The following is a 17401-nucleotide window of genomic DNA, read 5'->3' as shown; positions in this document are numbered from 1 at the left end:
ATGCCCGCAAACGAAATGAAGCTTCTGCGCCAAGCTGATCTTGGTTCAGAAGCTTCATTCGTACTTGCGGAAAAAAAGCGCATTATAGCCCGCTGGTTTTGTCGTCGTTGTATGAGCTCGTCAAGATTGCGGCTATAAACAACACGAACACGGTGATAACGATCCAAAAGTTCAATCCAAGCATTCCATCGACACCTCCAGTTAACTATAGATATTATAACCAAGTGTGGAGAAAAAGAAAACTTTAAAAGTTGTGAACACATTGTTAACATAGAGGATATGAGTAATGTAATGTAGAAAATGATCGAAAGATGCAGGAGAGGGGCACAATCGATGGATTACCGATTTTCGACAAATGTAGCGAACTTAAAATCATCTGCCGTTCGCGACATTCTGAAGCTGACTCAAGGGAAAGATATGATTTCATTCGCGGGCGGGCTTCCGGCAGAAGAGTTGTTCCCCGTACAAGCCGTTCGAGAAGCTGCTGATCGCGTATTTACGGCAGGAACGGGGGCGCTTCAGTACGGACTAACGGAAGGTTTTCTTCCGCTGCGCGAGCAGCTGTGCGGCCGTATGGCAGCCAAAGGCATGGCGGCTACGCCTGACGAAATGATTTTGACGACGGGATCCCAGCAGGCCATCGATTTGTTGATCGGCGTACTGACGGAACCGGGAGATATCGTTTTAGTAGAGAAACCGACCTATCTCGCCAGCCTGCAGGTGTTCGCTCTGCATGGTCTCCAGGTTGTCGCTGCCGATTCCGACGAGGAAGGCATCATCCCCGAGGCGGCTGAAGCATTGATCAAGCAGTACGGACCCAAGCTGCTGTATGCTGTTCCTACATTCAGCAATCCTACAGGCAAAGTTTGGAGCGAGGAGCGCCGCAAGCGTATGGTTGCGTTATGCAAGCAATACGGCCTTCTCGTTATTGAAGACGATCCCTATGGCGACATCAAGTTCAAGTCCGAGGAGAACTATCCTTCGTTGTTCTCCATCGCAGGTCCGGCAGAGAACAATCCCATCATCTATACGAGCACCTTCTCCAAGACGGTAGCACCGGCGCTTCGGACGGGCTGGGCAATCGGCGACAGCCGGGTTATCAGGATGATGGCCAAAGCGAAACAAGCGGCAGATCTGCATTCCAGCACGATGGATCAGCAAATCCTAAGTCAACTGCTGAGAAGCTTTGATCTCGACGCGCACATCGCGCTGATCTCTAGGGAATACGGCGATCGCATGCTGGAAATGCACTCGCTGTTGGAGCAGAGCGGGTTGTCTGATCTGACATGGGTAAAACCGAAGGGCGGCATGTTCCTGTGGGTAGATCTGCCGGAGGGAATGGATGCCGAGGCTTTGCTGCGATGCGCGGTAGGGAAAGGCGTGGCGTTTGTGCCGGGCATCTCCTTCTATGCCGGCGAGCCGAAGCGCAATACGGCGCGGCTGAATTTCACGCATAACAAGGGAGCCCGGACGGTTCAAGGGGTAGAACGCCTGGTCGAGGCGATCGGGGAATTCACGGTTCGAAGCTAGTCTCGGCGATCCAGCGCGACAGCACGTCGCCATAATGCGTCAGCGCTTCCGCTCCTTGCGGCTGCAAGGCGTATACGCCGCGATCGATCTTGCGGAACCAGCCGTAATGATTCTCGCGCATGAGCTGGCCGCTGCGGCTGAAGCCGGTCGCGGCGGCTACGGCCTTCGGCGCCGACGGACCTCGCGCTTGCAGTACGTATGCGCAGCGAAGAGCTTTCTCGCGGTAGGCCGTCACAAGCTTGCGGCCTGTGGAACCGCCAACGTTGTAGTCGCCGCTGCGTTCCCTGAATTCAGTGAGCAGCCGATCACGCTTGCGATGCCTTGCGCCTCGAACAGGAGGATCGCCAGGCTCGCATAACATCTCAATGACGGGAGCTTTTGTCTTATAGAAAGTGACGGTCATCAGACCGAGACCAAGCATCCGGCAGAGCTCCGTCAAGTCGCCGAATCGTTGATTGACGGCGCCGCTTTTTTTGCGATTGCGTTCTACGGCCAGCACGACGTCGGCGTGGAGCCGAAGACGTTCAACCCCTTGCAGAAGCAAGGCGAGGTTGAACGTCTTTTTCATTTCGACGATGACAGTGTCGTCGCGCTCGGGATGAATCGCGACCAGGTCGCAATGCATCACCTCGCTTTTTACCGTATAACCTCTCGCTTCGTAATAACGTTTAATAGGAGGGTACAATTCCTCTTCCTTTATAACTGCCATTATTACCCAACTCCTTCCGGCAGGCTCCGGCATCTGCGTATCTCCTTATTATAACAGGGGCTTGCGGCAACTTGTCGATTATTTGCGGAGCAGCGAACAAAATAATGGTCAATTTCCAGGTGAAATAAGCATAGGTATTTAATACTTCACAAAAAAATGGACTACAAGGCGGCTGGCGCGGAAATGTTTCCCGAGCGGAGAAGGAATAGCGGAGATTGGAAGCGATGGGAGGAGACACGGCATGGACATTTTCAAACGAATATCCGAATACCAGGCGGAGAGCGAGAGGTTGGCATGGACTGGGAGCTTCAAAGAATACGTTGAACTTCTCAGGCAGGATCCCTCCCCGGCAATGACCGCGCATTCGCGCGTGTATGAAATGATCGAATCGTACGGGGTCGAGGAAGCTGGAGGGCGCAAGACTTATAAATTTTTTGAACAGGAAATATTCGGTCTGGACCGAGCGGTAGAGAAGCTGGTGGAGGAGTACTTCCATTCTGCCGCAAGGAGGCTGGATGTACGCAAGCGGATTCTTCTCTTGATGGGACCGGTCAGCGGCGGCAAGTCGACGATCGTGACCATGCTTAAAAAAGGTCTGGAACGTTACTCGAGAACGCAGCGTGGCGCCGTCTATGCGATTAAAGGATGTCCGATGCACGAGGATCCGCTTCATCTCATTCCCCATGAGCTGAGGCAGGAGATCGAAAAGGAGCTTGGCGTAAGGATCGAAGGCAATCTATGCCCGTCCTGCCAAATGAGGCTCCAGACGGAATACAGCGGACATATCGAAACCGTTATGGTGGAACGCGTCTTTATATCGGAAGACAACCGGGTCGGTATAGGTACATTTAGCCCGTCGGATCCCAAATCGCAGGATATCGCGGACCTTACGGGCAGCATCGACTTCTCCACCATAACGGAGTACGGGTCGGAATCCGATCCGCGAGCCTACCGTTTCGACGGCGAGCTTAACAAAGCGAACCGGGGCCTGATGGAGTTCCAGGAGATGCTGAAATGCGATGAGAAGTTTCTGTGGAACCTGCTCTCCCTAACCCAGGAAGGCAACTTCAAAGCCGGCCGCTTCGCGCTCATCAGCGCCGACGAGCTTATCATCGCTCATACGAACGAATCGGAGTACAAGGCGTTTATCAGCAATAAGAAAAACGAAGCGCTGCAATCCCGGATGATCGTCATGCCGATTCCTTACAATCTCAAGGTGTCGGAGGAAGAAAAGATTTACGACAAGCTGATCTCGCAGAGCGACATGAGACATATCCATATCGCGCCCCACGCTCTGAAATCGGCCGCGATCTTCTCCATTATGACGCGGCTGAAGGAAACGAAGAAACAGGGAATGGATATCGTCAAAAAGATGCGGATGTACGACGGCCAGGAGGTCGAGGGTTTTAAGGAAGCGGATTTGAAGGAAATGCAAAACGAGTATGCCGAAGAAGGCATGTCGGGCATCGATCCCCGCTATGTCATCAACCGGATATCGAGTGCCTTGATCAAGCAGGATATGCAGTGCATTAACGCGCTCGACGTGCTGCGCGCCTTAAAGGAAGGACTGGATCAGCATCCATCCATAACGAAGGAAGAACGCGAGCGTTACTTAAACTTTATCTCCATCGCGCGCAAGGAATACGACGGTCTCGCCAAGAAGGAGATTCAGAAGGCGTTTGTCTATTCGTTCGAGGAATCCGCCCGTACCTTGTTCGAGAATTATCTCGACAATATCGAAGCTTATTGCAATTGGGCGAAGATCAAGGATCCCCTTACGGGAGAGGAGCTTGATCCCGACGAACGTCTCATGCGTTCCATCGAGGAGCAAATCGGCGTATCGGAGAACGCGAAGAAGGCGTTCCGCGAGGAAATTCTTATTCGTATTTCATCCTATTCCCGAAAGGGAAGGAAGTTTGACTTTACAAGTCACGAACGTCTCCGCGAAGCGGTGGAGAAGAAGCTGTTTACCGATCTGAAGGATATTGTAAAGATTACGACATCGACGAAAACGCCGGATGAAAGCCAGCTTAAGCGCATTAACGAGGTATCGAAGCGGCTTATCGACGAACATTCCTATTGCCCGGTCTGCGCGAATGAGCTCTTGCGCTATGTGGGAAGCCTGTTGAATCGATAAGTAGTCCTCTCCGATTTAATATTCCTATACGCAGCCTTTACCTTCTCCATAAGCGAGGGTAGAGGCTGTCCGTCGTCAAGAAAGTTGAACTTAATCTTCAAATATTCTCTACAGAAGTTTGCCGGATGACGATATAATAGGAGTGATCGCACTACATTAGAGGAGCCGTGTATATTGATACAAGTAAATGCTGTACGTCGCAAACAATTGGATTTTACCGGAATTACGGAGTTGGATCTGCAATTGTTGAAGGGTTGTCGGCCAATCTTCGAGGAAGTCGTCAAGCAAGTCGTCGACCGCTTCTACGACAGGATTGGGAAAGAGCCGGAACTGGTTGCCATAATCGAAAGGGTCAGCACTGTAGATAGATTAAAAGAAACGCAGCGCGTTTATTGGCTGTCGCTTGCCGACGGCGGGATTGACGACGCTTACATTGAAAATCGGATCCGGATCGGAGCCGTGCACTCGCGAATTGGACTTACGACGGACTGGTATTTGGGTACTTACATGATATATCTGGATATCGCGACCGATGTGTTGAGAAAAGCTTTGCCGGATCGGTGGCAGCAGGTCGTGTTCGCACTGACCAAGATGTTCAATCTGGATTCGCAATTCGTACTCGAAGCCTACAATATGCACGAGCAGGTCAAAATCCAGGATCTTGCAGACGACCGTGCCTCCATGCTAACGACAGTTACGGGAGCCGTGCAGGAGCTGGCATCATTGATAACAGAGCTCGACGAAGGCGCTAATCAAATTGCGAAGACCGCGATATCGACTTCGCAATCTCAAGATAAATCGCATATTTTGCTTGAGGAGCTGCGCGGCGAGCTTGACGGCATTAGCGAGATGGGGATTCTTATCCGCGGCTTGTCGGATCAGACACATCTGCTTGGTCTAAATGCGGCGATCGAAGCGGCGCGGGCCGGCGAGCACGGACGCGGATTCGAAGTCGTTGCGAACGAGGTTCGCAAGCTGGCCGCTTCATCCCGTAACGCTATGGAGGGGATTGGGCAGAAGCTGGAGGAAATCGACAAGAAGTTGAAAGAGGTCCGGCGGGAGTCGGAGCAGACCTCGGAGCAAGCGCGCAATCAGGCGGCGTTGTCGGAGGAGCTTGCTTCCTTCGTTCATATGGTTGATAAAGTTACGCAGGATTTAAAAAGCCTTAGGGCGGATTAGAAACAGCCGTTTTGGATGTAAGGAAAGTCATGTATAATTTCCATCCCTCTCTGCGAATGTTAAGAGCATACGACGGAGGTGGATGAATCCATGATGCCTTGGAGAAACGGGATGTACGTCTTGCTCCTATCCGGTATTCTCGCGCTGCAAAGCGGCTGCGGCGATACGGCGCCGGAGCGGAGGGACGGCTATGAGGCCAGGAGCCCGGGAGCAACGAAAGGAATAGGTCCGCTCGGCGTACGTTCGCAGAACGGTACGGCAAGGGTTGGGAGCGAACAATTGACGCGGATCGCCGAGCAGGTGCCGGGTGTCAAGGGAGCAATCGTCGCGTTAAATGGCGACACGGTTGTGGTCGGCGTATCGGTGGACGATTCCGGCAAGCGCCGTATCGTCGAAAAGCAGGTGATGTCCCAGCTGTTGTGGCAATATCCGGAATACGATTATTATGTAACCTCGGATGATTCGCTGGTGGAACGGGTGCGAAGCGCGAATCGGAACGGCGGCCAATACGGGATGCAGTCGGTCGCAATGAACGACGAAATTTCCGCGATCGCCGACGAGATCGCCCGCACGATGATTAAGCCGCAGCACATCAAGCGGTAACAAGCACGCATTATGAAGGAAGAAAGCCTCTATAACCGCGGCTGCGCGGTTATGGAGGCTTTTCGTTTCGTTAATTACGCCCGATCGCGTTCCCGATCACGGCTTCTCATGCCGGCAAGGCCAAACAAGCCCAGCAGACCTAACCAGCCCCAGCTCCAGCCGCGATTGGTTGTTGTCGTCGCGGTAGCGCGGTAGCCGTTGTTCGTTGTGTTCATGGCACGGTAACGATTGTTGACCGTTCCATGATCAGTTCGTGTATCATAGGTGCGGACGCCGTTATCGACTCGATTGGTTGTGCGGTTCACGTCCGTCTCGACACGGTTCATGGCGCGATTCATGCCGTTCCCCACGCTGTTAGCGGCGCGTTCGACGTCGTATTCAACCCGGTTCGTCGCACGCTGCATGCCAGTCTTCATGTTGTTGTAGCCTTCGCGCATTTCTTCCCCGATCGTTTCTGTGCCATTGTAGCGAGTGGCGTTCATATTGGCGTTACCGCTTGGCTCGATACCCTCGTAGCGATTGGCATTCGCGGTCGGCGCCGCGAAAGCCAATGTGAAACATGTCAATAATGCTGCGAACAGGCCTGCTTTCTTCATGAACGTAAACATCCTTTCTAAATGGGAGTATTGGTTCATGAGTAGCTTGGGCGAAAGTCGCTGTCGCTATCCCGCGATTGGAGCACTTCTGCCATGGGAAGTATTTGCGGCCGGACCTTGCTTATCCATGGCATAATGCGGCGATTCGGACAATGTTCACTCGTTGTTCATAGCTATAGCCCGTAGGAGGCATGCGAAGCTGCCGGCGATGATGGTAAGATAGGAGCAGAACTTAATTTGGAAAGCTGGTGCATGATGACATCGAATCCCATCTCTAGAATTACTCCTGTACTGCTGGCTCTCGTGCTGTTTGCGGCGCTGACCGCATGTTCTTCGGGAGGCTCGGCTTCTTCCGTCGATCCCGCCTCGGTGGACGTTGCGGTCACGACGGATCCGGCGCCTGCCAAAGGGAACGAAGCTGTAAAGCTGGCCGGACAATTCACGGGCATCGAGCTGGATAAGTCGGCGACCGTTTCCTTCGAGATCCGCGTCGGCGATGAAACCGAAATCGTAGATGCCGAGTTTGCCGGAGACAACACTTTTAAGACAGACTACACATTTACCCGTACGGGCATTAACGAAGTGTTCGTCCATCTATATACCGGCGATCTTCACGTTACGAAGAAAAAGCCGGTCGAGGTTCAATAAACGGCAAATAAAAGGAGCCGCCTCAAAGGTCGATTGTAGACCCGCGAGACTGCTCCTTTCGCATTAAACGAATTTTCGGCTCGTTTTTTTTCCGTCGCAACTAAACACGATTTTTTTATCCTCCACAAACGTCTCCAAGTGAACGTTTTTGCCCCACAGCTGCACGACGTAGGGAAGCGTGCGCTCCACGTATTTGAGATCCAGCTCCGTCCCCTCGTACTGATGAGTGAGGTACAATTCTCCGACGCGGTTGAAGTCGCCGTCTTTCACCATAAGGGAGGGGAAACCGCCGTTCACCTTGGAGTAAACGAGCTGTTCGCGGATGTTTTCCCAGGATTTATCCGTAATTTTCCACTCCGGCCCCTTCTTTTCAAAAATATACAGGTCCAGCTCATCGACCAGTTCCTTGGTCAAGTAATTGCGCAGAAAGGAGATGTCGGAGTCGAGCTCGCGCACCTCGAACATCTTCTCCCTTCCCCTGCCGGGCACGCGGCCGAACCGCTCTTGTTCCTCTTTCGTTGGATTATCCCAACGGCGCTCGATGTCCTCGAATATTTTCAGGCCGAGATAATACGGATTCAGGCTATGGCGGGACGGCACGACGACGGAAGAATTAAGCTTGGCGAATTCGATCGTCTCCTCGCTTGTCAGATCCATCTCGCGGATGATGCGTTGATGCCAGTAGGAAGCCCAGCCTTCATTCATGATCTTTGTCTCGAGCTGGGGCCAGAAGTACAGCATCTCGTCCCTCAGCATGGTCAGAATATCGCGCTGCCAATCCTCCAGAACGGTCGAATATTCTTCGATGAACCAGACGATGTCCTTCTCAGGCCGCGGAGGGAACCGCTTTGCCTCCAGGGCTCTTGCTTCCGCCTGCGCCGCTGCAGCCGCGACTGCTTCCGTATCGAGGTCCCACAGATCGTCGAAGGATCCCCCGCTTGCGGAAGCGGAAGCTTTGGCAGAGGGGGATTCCAACTCCTTGCTGCTCATCTCGATGTACCTTTTTTTGTCCAGTTGATAGGGCTTGATAAGGGTTGGGTCGACATGCTCTTGAATCGCGAGGATCGCGTCGATGAATTTCTCCACCGCTTCCGAGCCGTATTGCATCTCGTATTGATGGATCCGATCGGCCGTAGCGGACATGCTTTCGACCATGTTGCGGTTGGAGACTCCGAATCTGGCGTTGTTCTTGAAGAAATCGCAGTGCGCCAGCACGTGGGCGACGATCAGCTTGTTCTGGATGAGAGAGTTGCCGTCCAACAGGAAGGCATAGCAAGGATTGGAGTTAATGACGAGCTCGTATATTTTGCTAAGGCCAAAATCGTATTGCATCTTCATCTTGTTAAATGTTTTGCCGAAGCTCCAGTGGCTAAAGCGGGTTGGCATGCCGTAAGCTCCGAACGTATAGATGATGTCGGCCGGACAAATCTCGTACCTCATCTGATAAAAATCGAGACCGAAGCCTTGGGCGATCTCCGTTATTTCATCGATGGCTCGTTCGAGCTCGCGAATCTCCTCTTGTTTCATGAAATATCCCTCCGGATTCCGAAATACGGTTCATACCATACTTATGTGGACGGGGGAGAAGTTATGAAGCGATTCTAGGAACCGAGCGCCTGCTCGCTCCGTTTGCCAACGGCTGATACAACGGCTACCGCCAATAAAATAAATCCGGTCAGCAAAAACCCTTGCTGTATGCCCAGGGACAACCATCCTAGCGTAGAGGAGCCCGCCACGACGCCGAGCGAGAAAAAGGCGTAGAAGTAGCCGTAGGCTCTTCCTCTTCGTCCGGACGGCGTCGAGCGGATCAGCATCGTGTTAATGGACGGGAACAAGAAACCGAAACCAATGCCGTACAATGCCATAACGCCATACAGGGCAAGCGAAGAAGAGGATGGCCCGATGAGCAGTTGGCTGACGCCCATCAGTCCCACTCCGACAGCCATCGTAATGGCTGGAGAGACCCGGTCGAAGATTCGATTGGTTGGCAGGACAAACACGAGTACGGCAACGATGCCGAACACGCTCATCAGCGTTCCGCTTAACCTTGAGTCGTACCCCAGCGATTGGACATGGAGCGGCAGCAGGTAGGCGATTACGCCTTGAGAAAACATGAGGAAGAAGGCGCCGGCATAAGCCTTCGCGATACCTGCGTTAATAAACGGTCTTGCTTGCCGCGTTAGAGCGCCATCGCTTTGTTTGTTCGGCGCCGCCTTTAAATGGTTGAGGAACAGCGCGGATAGCGCGGTAAGCAGCAGGCCAAGCGCCGCGACGCAAGCAAACACGAACGGCACGGACGTCTTGCTTGCCGTAATCCCGCTGAAAGCGGGGCCGACAATGGCCGCCAAGCCGACGAAGGTGCCGGTAATAGCGACCTTCTTGCCTTGTTCGTTGCCAGCTGTCGTATTGGCGGAAAAGGTAAAGGCGGCAGGGACGATCAAACCGGCGACGAAGCCGTGTATAATGCGGACGGCGATGAGCAGAGCAGGACTGTCGACGATATGGTAGAGCAGCAGCGCTCCGCTGGACAAGAGCAAGCCGACCATGAGCATTCGGAAGGGGCCGAGCTTGTCCGTCAAAAAGCCGGACAGAATGTTGCCGATCGTATTGGACAAGGAATACAAGCCGATGACGAAGCCGGCTACGAAGGCGCTGGCCCCTACCGAAGTGGCGAACGTACTCATGACGGGCAACTGCGCAAACAAGTCGAAGAATGAGAAGAACACGATGCTGTATACGAGCAGCGTAACGTTGATCGATCCCACGGCATATTTCGACTGAGCTTTTTTGAGCTGCCAGTCCAATACAAAGTTGCCGAGCGGAACGAAGGCAGCGGCGAATGCGGCAAGAGGCCATAACAAGCTCCATCTCACTTTCAGGGCGGCATACAAAATAGAGAGTCCGTACAAGACGAATATGCCGCCATGCACGCTACCCATGATGGTCACGGCTTCGTCATGTCCCCATACATATTTTAATGGCATGGCAACGGCAAGCAGCAAGAGCAGCGATATCCCGTCGAGCAGGCCCGTCGTGCGCAGAATGGTAATCGGATGAATCTTCATGAGCAATCTCCTCAGCTGTTAATAATGAATGGATGCACCTATTCTATCACCTTCCTCCTCCGGTTTGTTGACAAAGTGCGGATTGACACCAAACGTTAAAGATTGATAAGATAAGTTCAATATTTATAAATTGGTATCTGGTACTAAATCCAGGTACTAATTTCAAGCATATAACTTATCAGAGGTGATCGCATTGAGCAATTGGATGACGGGCAAAAATATAGTAGTTATGGGCGTAGCGAACGAAAGAAGCATCGCATGGGGCATCGCCAGATCGCTTTATAAAGCAGGAGCGAGCCTCATCTTTACCTACCGGAAGGAACGTTCCTTTCAGAAGCTGTCCCAGCTGCTGGAGGAGGAGGGCATTGAGCCGCTTATGACCGTAAGCTGCGATATTTCGGAGGACGCCAGCATACAGGCTGCCTTCGACGCAATAGGGGCGCGCGTTGGGATCATCCATGGAGTCGCGCATTCTATTGCTTTCGCGGACAAGGATGAGTTAAAGGGGGAATATGCCAATACGTCTCGCGAAGGTTTCCTTCTTGCCCAGGACGCCAGCGCTTATTCGCTCGTTGCCGTGGCCCGCGAAGCGAGGAAGTGGATGAGCGAAGGCGGCAGCATCGTGACTCAATCCTATATTGGAGCAGAACGGGTCGTGCGCAATTACAATGTCATGGGCGTGGCGAAGGCGTCGCTGGAAGCCAGCGTTCGCTACTTGGCAGAGGATCTGGGCCAATTCGGCATTCGTGTGAACGCGGTATCCGCGGGACCGATTCGAACGCTCGCAGCCAAGGGGGTATCGGGCTTCAACGATATAATGTCAACGATCCAGCAGAAGGCTCCGCTCAGACGGAATATCGATCAGGACGAGGTGGGCGATGCCACCCTGTTTTTGCTCAGTCCATTGTCCAGAGCGGTTACCGGCGAAGTTCTTCACGTCGATGCCGGCTATCATATCATCGGTTGAAGCGGTTCCGCCGCTATGCCTAGAACCATTGACCATAAGGTTGATGGTTTTTTTGCGAGGAGAACGTGCAATTATCTTTCAATTGGATTAATTAAAATATGAATTCAACATAGTTATAATTAGGTATTGAATTAATTCATGTGATGTTGTTTAATAGAGCTATCAACTCACATGAACTTGAACGAAGGAGAGGGAACAGGTATGACTCAACGGGCGAAGATGATAGTGGACAAAGACTTTATAATCGGACAGGTAGACGATCGGATATACGGTTCGTTTATCGAACACTTGGGCAGAGCCGTATACGGGGGCATATATGAAGAGGGACATCCCGACGCGGACGAGCAGGGCTTCCGGAAGGACGTGCTTGAGCTGGTGAAGGGACTGCAGGTGCCTATCGTCCGTTATCCGGGGGGCAATTTCGTATCAGGCTACAATTGGGAAGACGGAGTCGGTCCCGTAGCGGATCGTCCGAGACGGCTGGAGCTGGCATGGAGGACGATCGAGCCGAACTGGATCGGCTTCAACGAATTCATGGACTGGTGCGGCAAGGCGGGGACGGAAGCCATGATGGCGGTCAACCTCGGGACGCGCGGCATCGACGATGCCCGCAATCTGGTGGAATACTCCAACCATGCATCGGGTTCTTACTGGAGCGATCTGAGACGTTCGCACGGATATGAAACGCCGCATGCCGTAAAGACCTGGTGTCTGGGCAACGAGATGGACGGACCTTGGCAGATCGGCAGCAAGACGGCGGTAGAATACGGACGTCTCGCGAGCGAAGCGGGCAAGACGATGAGGCTTGTAGATCCAGGAATCGAGCTGGTCGCTTGCGGAAGCTCCAGCCGGACGATGTCGACGTTCCCGGAATGGGAAGCTACGGTACTGGATCTCACTTACGATACAGTCGATTATTTATCGATCCATCAATATTTCGGCAATCAGAAGGGCGACGCGAAAAACTTCCTGGCCCAGTCCGTCGGCATGGATCAGTTCATCCATACGGTCATTTCTACGGCCGACTACGTGCAAGCGAAGAAGCGGAGCAAGAAAAAGATTCATCTCTCCTTCGACGAATGGAATGTATGGTTCCATTCTCACGATCACGACAGAAAGCTGGACCCATGGTCGATCGCTCCGCCGCAGCTCGAGGATGTCTACACGCACGAAGACGCGCTTGTTGTCGGTTGTATGCTGATCAGCCTGTTAAAGCGCGCGGATCGCGTCAAGATGGCCTGCATGGCGCAGCTCGTCAACGTCATCGCGCCTATTATGACGCGTAATGGCGGTCCCGCATGGAAGCAGACGATCTATTATCCTTACATGCATGCAAGCGTGTTTGGACGCGGTCAAGTGCTTGTGCCGCTCATTCAATCGCCGAAGTATGACAGCGCAGACTTCACGGATGTGCCGTACGTAGAATCCGTCGCCGTCTACAACGAAGAAAAGAGCGAAGTGACTGTGTTCGCCGTAAACCGCTCGCTGGAGGAAGCGATTCCGTTCGAAATCGATCTGAGAAGCTTCGGCGCGGCATCAATCGTAGAGCATATCGTCCTCGAGAACGACGATCTGCTTGCGACGAATATGGAGCATCGTCCTGACCAAGTGCAGCCCCATGCCGATGGACGGTCGACAATGGACTCAAGCGGCAAGCTGGAGAGCATTTTGAACAAAGCGTCATGGAACGTTATTCGCCTGAAACTGCAATCCTAATTGAATGACGACTCTCACGGGGACGGAGAAGGAGCCGGGATGCTGCTTATCCGTCCTCTTTTGTTGTATGATAGTAGCATGCGGAAGGATGGGATTGGATAGATGATACAGGCGAATACGGATGCGAAGTGGCTGCCGTTATACGAAGCGCTGGCTTCCGAAGTGCGGCTTGCGATATTGAATTTGCTTTCGGCGGAGGCCATGAACGTCAAAGATATAGCCGCTGCGCTTGGCCTGAGCAGCGCCATTGTCACGATGCACATCCGGAAGCTCGAGGCTGCCGGATTATTGCATACGCGTATGGTGCGCAAGGATGGCGGCACCCACAAGATGTGCGAGCTGGCGGAGCAAAACATTCGAATCGAGCTCCCGCACAAGCGTGATCAAGCGATGAAATCGCATGAGACCATGATTCCGATCGGCCATTACACGGAATGCGACATTCATCCGACATGCGGCATCGCCACGAGAGAGAACTTTATCGGCCAATTCGACGATCCAAGATACTTCCTGGATCCCGAACGAATGAACGCGGGCATCTTATGGTTCGGACATGGCTTTGTGGAATACAAAATACCGAATTATTTGCTGACCTCCCAACAGCCGGAGGCACTTGAGATTATGCTCGAGATCGGCTCCGAGGCGCCGGGCGTCAATGAGCATTGGCCTTCCGATATTAGCTTCCAACTGAATGCATGCGAGCTTGGCACATGGACGAGCCCTGGCGACTATGGGAACAAACGAGGGAAGTTCTCGCCCAGCTGGTGGCCTGAATCCGTCAATCAATACGGACTGCTAAAGCTGATTCGGATACAGGAGGACGGGACGTACATCGACGGGCAGCGAATGTCGAACGTGACGCTGGGAGAGATCGCCCTGCATCGGAACCAATGGACGTTCCGTATCGGCGTTCAGCCGGATGCCGAGCATGTAGGCGGCGTTACTTTATTCGGAAGCGGCTTTGGCAATTACAATCAGGATATTATTTTCAAAGTGTTCTATTCGGAATAAACGACCTGTATTTCCCTGTAGTCCTGCCTTGCGGATTCTGATATCCTTCTTAAGGAATCAACAATCCTGCAGTTGAAGGAGGACTTCGTTATGAAAAAAACAATGAAGCAAGGCACAGTCGCTTTGGCGGCAGGGATGCTTATTGCTGCATCGATATTGCCTGCGGCTGCAAGCGCGGCTCCAGAGCATACCCTTGAAATGTATTTTCCCGTCGATATAGAGAACCATTGGGCTTACCGGGAGCTCGACAACTTCGTCGTGGCCGATCTTCTAAAAGGATATCGCACGGACGAAGGCGAGGTAGAGGTCAGGCCGGAGCAGAGCATCACCCGAGCGGAATTCGTAACGCTGCTCGTACGCTCGCTGGGACTAAAGAGCGATAAAGCGCAGGCTGCTTTCCAGGATGTTCCGTCGGAGGAGTGGTACGCCGATTCTGTGCAAATCGCGAGCTCGCTGGGCATCGTAAACGGCATAACAACGACAGAATTTAAACCGGATCAGCTCATTGAACGCGGCGAAATTGCGGCAATGGTCGTTCGCGCTTTCCCGGACGTGATGGAGACGGAGGATGGAGCGGAATCGGAGGCTGCGCCATTTGTGGACATTCCCGCTAGCGATTATTTCGCAGCCGATGCCATTGCATCCGCGAGCCGGGCAGGCATCGTAAACGGCATAACGGAGCTTGAATTCAAGCCCTTTCAACATGCGAAGCGAGCGGAGGCCGTCGTCATGCTTCAGAGGGCATTAAATCAGCAGGACGGCGATCTGCCAAGCTTCGAGCAGCTCAAATCCGTTATTCTGACTGCGGACGAAGCGGAGCTTGCAGCCATTAATCAAGGTGAACTGGAGGGACTGTCGTCCTTGCTGGGGAAACAATATACGGCATTCCAGCTCACCTCGCTGGAGCAATATATTGAGGGAATGAAGGAGCTCGTCGGCGACGGCATTGCCATCAGCGTCGAGGAGACGGGGGAACGCAGCATCGAGCTGGTATCCGCCTCCGACCGTTATGCCATCGTAAAGTCGACGGGCGGCTCCTGGTTGTTCAAGTATGCATACGATGGACAGCAACAGGCGGAGACCGTATCAAGCGATGGCCATTATTACATGAAAAAAACCGAAGACGGCTCCTGGAAGGTATATGCCATCTTCGAACAATAATGTAAAAAACCTCTCATCCCGATTTGTTTGGGCGAGAGGTTTTTTTGTTCTAGAACAGGCTCCAGTCAAGGGACTGGGATAGGGTCTCCAGCAGATGGACGCCCGCGATGCTGTTGCCCTTCGGATTTAACGATGGTCCGACGATGCCAATGCCATATCGACCCGGAACGAGGGTTAAAATGCCGCCGGCGACGCCGCTCTTGGCAGGCAGGCCCACCTCGATCGCGAATTGTCCGGAGGCGTTGTACATGCCGCAAGTCACCATGAAGGTTTTGGCGATCTGGACGTATCTTCGAGGGATCAGCACCTCGCCGGACAGGGGGTCCGTTCCGTCGTTCGCAAGCACTAGCGCCATTCGGGACAGATCGCTGCAGGTAACGGCTATGGAGCAATGGCGGAAGTAAACGTCGAGGACGTCGTCGACCTTTCCCTTCAAGACGCCTTTATCTTTGAGGAAATAGGCCATGGAGCGATTTAGATCGGCACTAAGCGCCTCTGAGCGGTAGACGTCGAGATCGTAGGCAAGTTCCGGGTTGCCAGCTAACCGGCGGAAAAACCGCAGAACGCGTTCGGACTTCTCTTCGGGACCGTCACCCCCGATCAGAGACGATATGGCAATCGCTCCAGCGTTAATAAGCGGATTAAAAGGAATGCTCGGCTGCACCAGCTCGAGCTTCAGCATGGAATTAAAGTTGTCGCCCGTCGGCTCCATCCCCACCTTGTCGAATACGATCTCCGGACCCCGGTCGATCAAGGCAAGCAGCAGGGTAAATACTTTGGATATGCTTTGCATCGTAAAGGACAGTCCGCAATCGCCAGCAGTTACGGAATTGCCGGAAAAGTCGATGACATGAATGCCAAGCGCATCCGCCGGAGCTTTGGACAGCTCCGGGATATAGGAGGCCACCTTGCCGGCCTGGCACATCGTTTTGCTTGTTTTCACCCAGCCCGGCAACAAAGCGCGAAGTCGTTCGAGCTCCTCGCTTTGATGTGGTAAGTTCGTACTGCTCATAAAAATGGAGCCTCCTTGTTAATGGGGTGCATTCGCTAATTAATTACAATGAGAGCTTGGCGACGACAGGGTAATGGTCGGAAGGATATCGACCGTTTATGTTGCTTCTTATGATGCTGGTCTCCTCTACCGTCACATTAGGGCTTGTAAAAATATAATCGATCGGCTCGCCCGGGGTCCCCCCCTCGAATGCATGGAAGGTCCGTCCTAAGGGTTCGGTAATGGCGTCATAAGCGTCGGTTAATTGTTCGGCCAACAAGCGGATAGCGGCATCATTGGGCTGACAATTCAAATCGCCGGTCAGGATGCAAGGGGCTTCGGAAGGTTGGATGATGTCAACAATCTTGTCCAGAATCAACTGTGCGCTTCGGGCGCGGGCCATCTCGCCGATATGGTCGAAGTGGGTATTAAAGAGATAAAGCTGATTTCCGGAATGATGAACAGATTCCAGCCGTGCCCAGGTGCAGAATCGGGGATAATCGGCGTCCCAAGCTTTCCCGGAAGGCCGCTCGGGTGTCTCCGACAGCCAGAATTGTCCTTCTTCAAGCAAGGCGAGCTGACGTTTGTCGTAATAGATCGCGCAGCATTCGTCCAGACTTTCGTCGCCGCTCCTATAGCCTGCTCGGCCTTCTCCGATGCGGGTATATGCCGGCAGCAGGCCGTCTAGATCCTCGAGCATGTCGTATCTGCCTTCTTGGGTGCCGATGATCGCCGGGTTATACGACAAGATCGTATCGGCGACTTGCTGCTTGCGGTTAGGCCAAGCATTGTCCCCGTCGAAGGACACATTCACTCTCAGGTTGAAAGTCATCACAGTAAGCTTCATAAAGCACACCACCTTTATATAGATGTTTTTATTATATCCGGTCCGATGCGACATCGAACAGATGGGGCAGTTGGATTGAGTTATTTAATCTTTTTGAAAAAAAGTTTTGCATAAGGCTTGACCAATCTATCGAGGTCATGGTATATTCTAATTCCGGCCGAGACAACTTGGTTGGAGCGAAAGAAAAGATTGTTCTTTGAAAACTGAACAACGAGCGAAACTGCCCGATACAATCGCAAGA

General features: G+C 52.9%; 15 protein-coding genes. 9 read left to right on the top strand and 6 right to left on the bottom strand.

The window, feature by feature from the left end; translation table 11 throughout:
* Window positions 1-333: 333 nt before the first annotated feature.
* Window positions 334-1530, top strand: coding sequence for an aminotransferase-like domain-containing protein (locus PAT3040_RS05210; RefSeq protein ID WP_108991809.1), 1197 nt, complete (start codon window positions 334-336; stop codon window positions 1528-1530).
* On the opposite strand, the gene PAT3040_RS05205 is transcribed toward PAT3040_RS05210, so the two are convergent.
* Window positions 1514-2239, bottom strand: a complete 726-nt coding sequence (locus PAT3040_RS05205) for a DUF2161 domain-containing phosphodiesterase (protein WP_087572430.1) — start codon at window positions 2237-2239, stop codon at window positions 1514-1516. The genes PAT3040_RS05210 and PAT3040_RS05205 overlap by 17 nt on opposite strands.
* 241 nt (window positions 2240-2480) lie before the next feature.
* Here PAT3040_RS05205 and prkA point away from each other — a divergent pair, with 241 nt between their 5' ends.
* The 3 genes from prkA (at window position 2481) to PAT3040_RS05190 (ending at window position 6158) form a co-directional block, all read left to right on the top strand.
* Window positions 2481-4376 (top strand): PrkA family serine protein kinase, encoded by a 1896-nt coding sequence (gene prkA, locus PAT3040_RS05200; RefSeq protein ID WP_087572409.1) that lies wholly within the window; start codon window positions 2481-2483, stop codon window positions 4374-4376.
* Window positions 4377-4550: 174 nt separating this feature from the next.
* Window positions 4551-5555 carry a globin-coupled sensor protein gene (locus PAT3040_RS05195; protein ID WP_108991808.1) on the top strand — a complete coding sequence of 335 codons (1005 nt, stop codon included), beginning with the start codon at window positions 4551-4553 and terminating at the stop codon, window positions 5553-5555.
* Window positions 5556-5645: 90 nt separating this feature from the next.
* Window positions 5646-6158 (top strand): YhcN/YlaJ family sporulation lipoprotein, encoded by a 513-nt coding sequence (locus PAT3040_RS05190; RefSeq protein WP_108991807.1) that lies wholly within the window; start codon window positions 5646-5648, stop codon window positions 6156-6158.
* Window positions 6159-6232: 74 nt separating this feature from the next.
* Here PAT3040_RS05190 and PAT3040_RS05185 read toward each other — a convergent pair whose 3' ends face one another.
* Window positions 6233-6754 (bottom strand): WGxxGxxG-CTERM domain-containing protein, encoded by a 522-nt coding sequence (locus PAT3040_RS05185; RefSeq protein WP_108991806.1) that lies wholly within the window; start codon window positions 6752-6754, stop codon window positions 6233-6235.
* A 252-nt stretch (window positions 6755-7006) separates the two neighbouring features.
* Between PAT3040_RS05185 and PAT3040_RS05180 the strand changes: the two genes are divergently transcribed.
* Window positions 7007-7402 carry a hypothetical protein gene (locus tag PAT3040_RS05180; protein ID WP_143810447.1) on the top strand — a complete coding sequence of 132 codons (396 nt, stop codon included), beginning with the start codon at window positions 7007-7009 and terminating at the stop codon, window positions 7400-7402.
* 63 nt (window positions 7403-7465) lie between these two features.
* Here the strand turns inward: PAT3040_RS05180 and PAT3040_RS05175 are convergent, their stop codons facing one another.
* A complete protein-coding gene (locus PAT3040_RS05175; protein WP_108991805.1) occupies window positions 7466-8929 on the bottom strand; it encodes a SpoVR family protein in 1464 nt (487 codons plus the stop codon).
* A 74-nt stretch (window positions 8930-9003) separates the two neighbouring features.
* Window positions 9004-10467 (bottom strand): MFS transporter, encoded by a 1464-nt coding sequence (locus tag PAT3040_RS05170; protein WP_108991804.1) that lies wholly within the window; start codon window positions 10465-10467, stop codon window positions 9004-9006.
* A gap of 205 nt (window positions 10468-10672) precedes the next feature.
* Here PAT3040_RS05170 and fabI point away from each other — a divergent pair, with 205 nt between their 5' ends.
* The 4 genes from fabI (at window position 10673) to PAT3040_RS05150 (ending at window position 15322) form a co-directional block, all read left to right on the top strand.
* Window positions 10673-11434, top strand: coding sequence for an enoyl-ACP reductase FabI (fabI, locus tag PAT3040_RS05165; protein WP_181376455.1), 762 nt, complete (start codon window positions 10673-10675; stop codon window positions 11432-11434).
* A 201-nt stretch (window positions 11435-11635) separates the two neighbouring features.
* Window positions 11636-13150 carry an arabinosylfuranosidase ArfA gene (gene arfA / locus PAT3040_RS05160; protein WP_108991802.1) on the top strand — a complete coding sequence of 505 codons (1515 nt, stop codon included), beginning with the start codon at window positions 11636-11638 and terminating at the stop codon, window positions 13148-13150.
* A 102-nt stretch (window positions 13151-13252) separates the two neighbouring features.
* Window positions 13253-14161 carry an ArsR/SmtB family transcription factor gene (locus tag PAT3040_RS05155; RefSeq protein WP_087572400.1) on the top strand — a complete coding sequence of 303 codons (909 nt, stop codon included), beginning with the start codon at window positions 13253-13255 and terminating at the stop codon, window positions 14159-14161.
* Window positions 14162-14251: 90 nt separating this feature from the next.
* Entirely contained in the window at window positions 14252-15322 is a 1071-nt protein-coding gene (locus tag PAT3040_RS05150; protein ID WP_108991801.1) for an S-layer homology domain-containing protein, read from the top strand.
* Window positions 15323-15371: 49 nt separating this feature from the next.
* Here the strand turns inward: PAT3040_RS05150 and glsA are convergent, their stop codons facing one another.
* Both glsA and PAT3040_RS05140 read right to left on the bottom strand, forming a co-directional pair.
* Window positions 15372-16334, bottom strand: a complete 963-nt coding sequence (gene glsA, locus PAT3040_RS05145; RefSeq protein WP_108991800.1) for a glutaminase A — start codon at window positions 16332-16334, stop codon at window positions 15372-15374.
* Between the two features lie 43 nt (window positions 16335-16377).
* Window positions 16378-17160 carry an endonuclease/exonuclease/phosphatase family protein gene (locus tag PAT3040_RS05140; protein ID WP_108991799.1) on the bottom strand — a complete coding sequence of 261 codons (783 nt, stop codon included), beginning with the start codon at window positions 17158-17160 and terminating at the stop codon, window positions 16378-16380.
* Between the last annotated feature and the right edge of the window lie 241 nt (window positions 17161-17401).

The organism is Paenibacillus agaridevorans (genome assembly GCF_003112455.1).
Lineage (GTDB): Bacteria > Bacillota > Bacilli > Paenibacillales > Paenibacillaceae > Pristimantibacillus > Pristimantibacillus agaridevorans.
Note: the sequence above shows the minus strand (reverse complement) of the source record. Positions and strands in the feature narration are given on the sequence as shown.

Excerpts from the sequence above, each read along its gene's own strand:
- PAT3040_RS05210 (WP_108991809.1), top strand. The coding sequence starts at position 334 with ATGGATTACCGATTTTCGACAAATGTAGCGAACTTAAAATCATCTGCC.
- PAT3040_RS05205 (WP_087572430.1), bottom strand. The coding sequence starts at position 2,239 with ATGGCAGTTATAAAGGAAGAGGAATTGTACCCTCCTATTAAACGTTAT.
- prkA (WP_087572409.1), top strand. The coding sequence starts at position 2,481 with ATGGACATTTTCAAACGAATATCCGAATACCAGGCGGAGAGCGAGAGG.
- PAT3040_RS05190 (WP_108991807.1), top strand. The coding sequence starts at position 5,646 with ATGATGCCTTGGAGAAACGGGATGTACGTCTTGCTCCTATCCGGTATT.
- PAT3040_RS05185 (WP_108991806.1), bottom strand. The coding sequence starts at position 6,754 with ATGAAGAAAGCAGGCCTGTTCGCAGCATTATTGACATGTTTCACATTG.
- PAT3040_RS05180 (WP_143810447.1), top strand. The coding sequence starts at position 7,007 with ATGATGACATCGAATCCCATCTCTAGAATTACTCCTGTACTGCTGGCT.
- PAT3040_RS05175 (WP_108991805.1), bottom strand. The coding sequence starts at position 8,929 with ATGAAACAAGAGGAGATTCGCGAGCTCGAACGAGCCATCGATGAAATA.
- PAT3040_RS05170 (WP_108991804.1), bottom strand. The coding sequence starts at position 10,467 with ATGAAGATTCATCCGATTACCATTCTGCGCACGACGGGCCTGCTCGAC.
- fabI (WP_181376455.1), top strand. The coding sequence starts at position 10,673 with ATGACGGGCAAAAATATAGTAGTTATGGGCGTAGCGAACGAAAGAAGC.
- arfA (WP_108991802.1), top strand. The coding sequence starts at position 11,636 with ATGACTCAACGGGCGAAGATGATAGTGGACAAAGACTTTATAATCGGA.
- PAT3040_RS05155 (WP_087572400.1), top strand. The coding sequence starts at position 13,253 with ATGATACAGGCGAATACGGATGCGAAGTGGCTGCCGTTATACGAAGCG.
- PAT3040_RS05150 (WP_108991801.1), top strand. The coding sequence starts at position 14,252 with ATGAAAAAAACAATGAAGCAAGGCACAGTCGCTTTGGCGGCAGGGATG.
- glsA (WP_108991800.1), bottom strand. The coding sequence starts at position 16,334 with ATGAGCAGTACGAACTTACCACATCAAAGCGAGGAGCTCGAACGACTT.
- PAT3040_RS05140 (WP_108991799.1), bottom strand. The coding sequence starts at position 17,160 with ATGAAGCTTACTGTGATGACTTTCAACCTGAGAGTGAATGTGTCCTTC.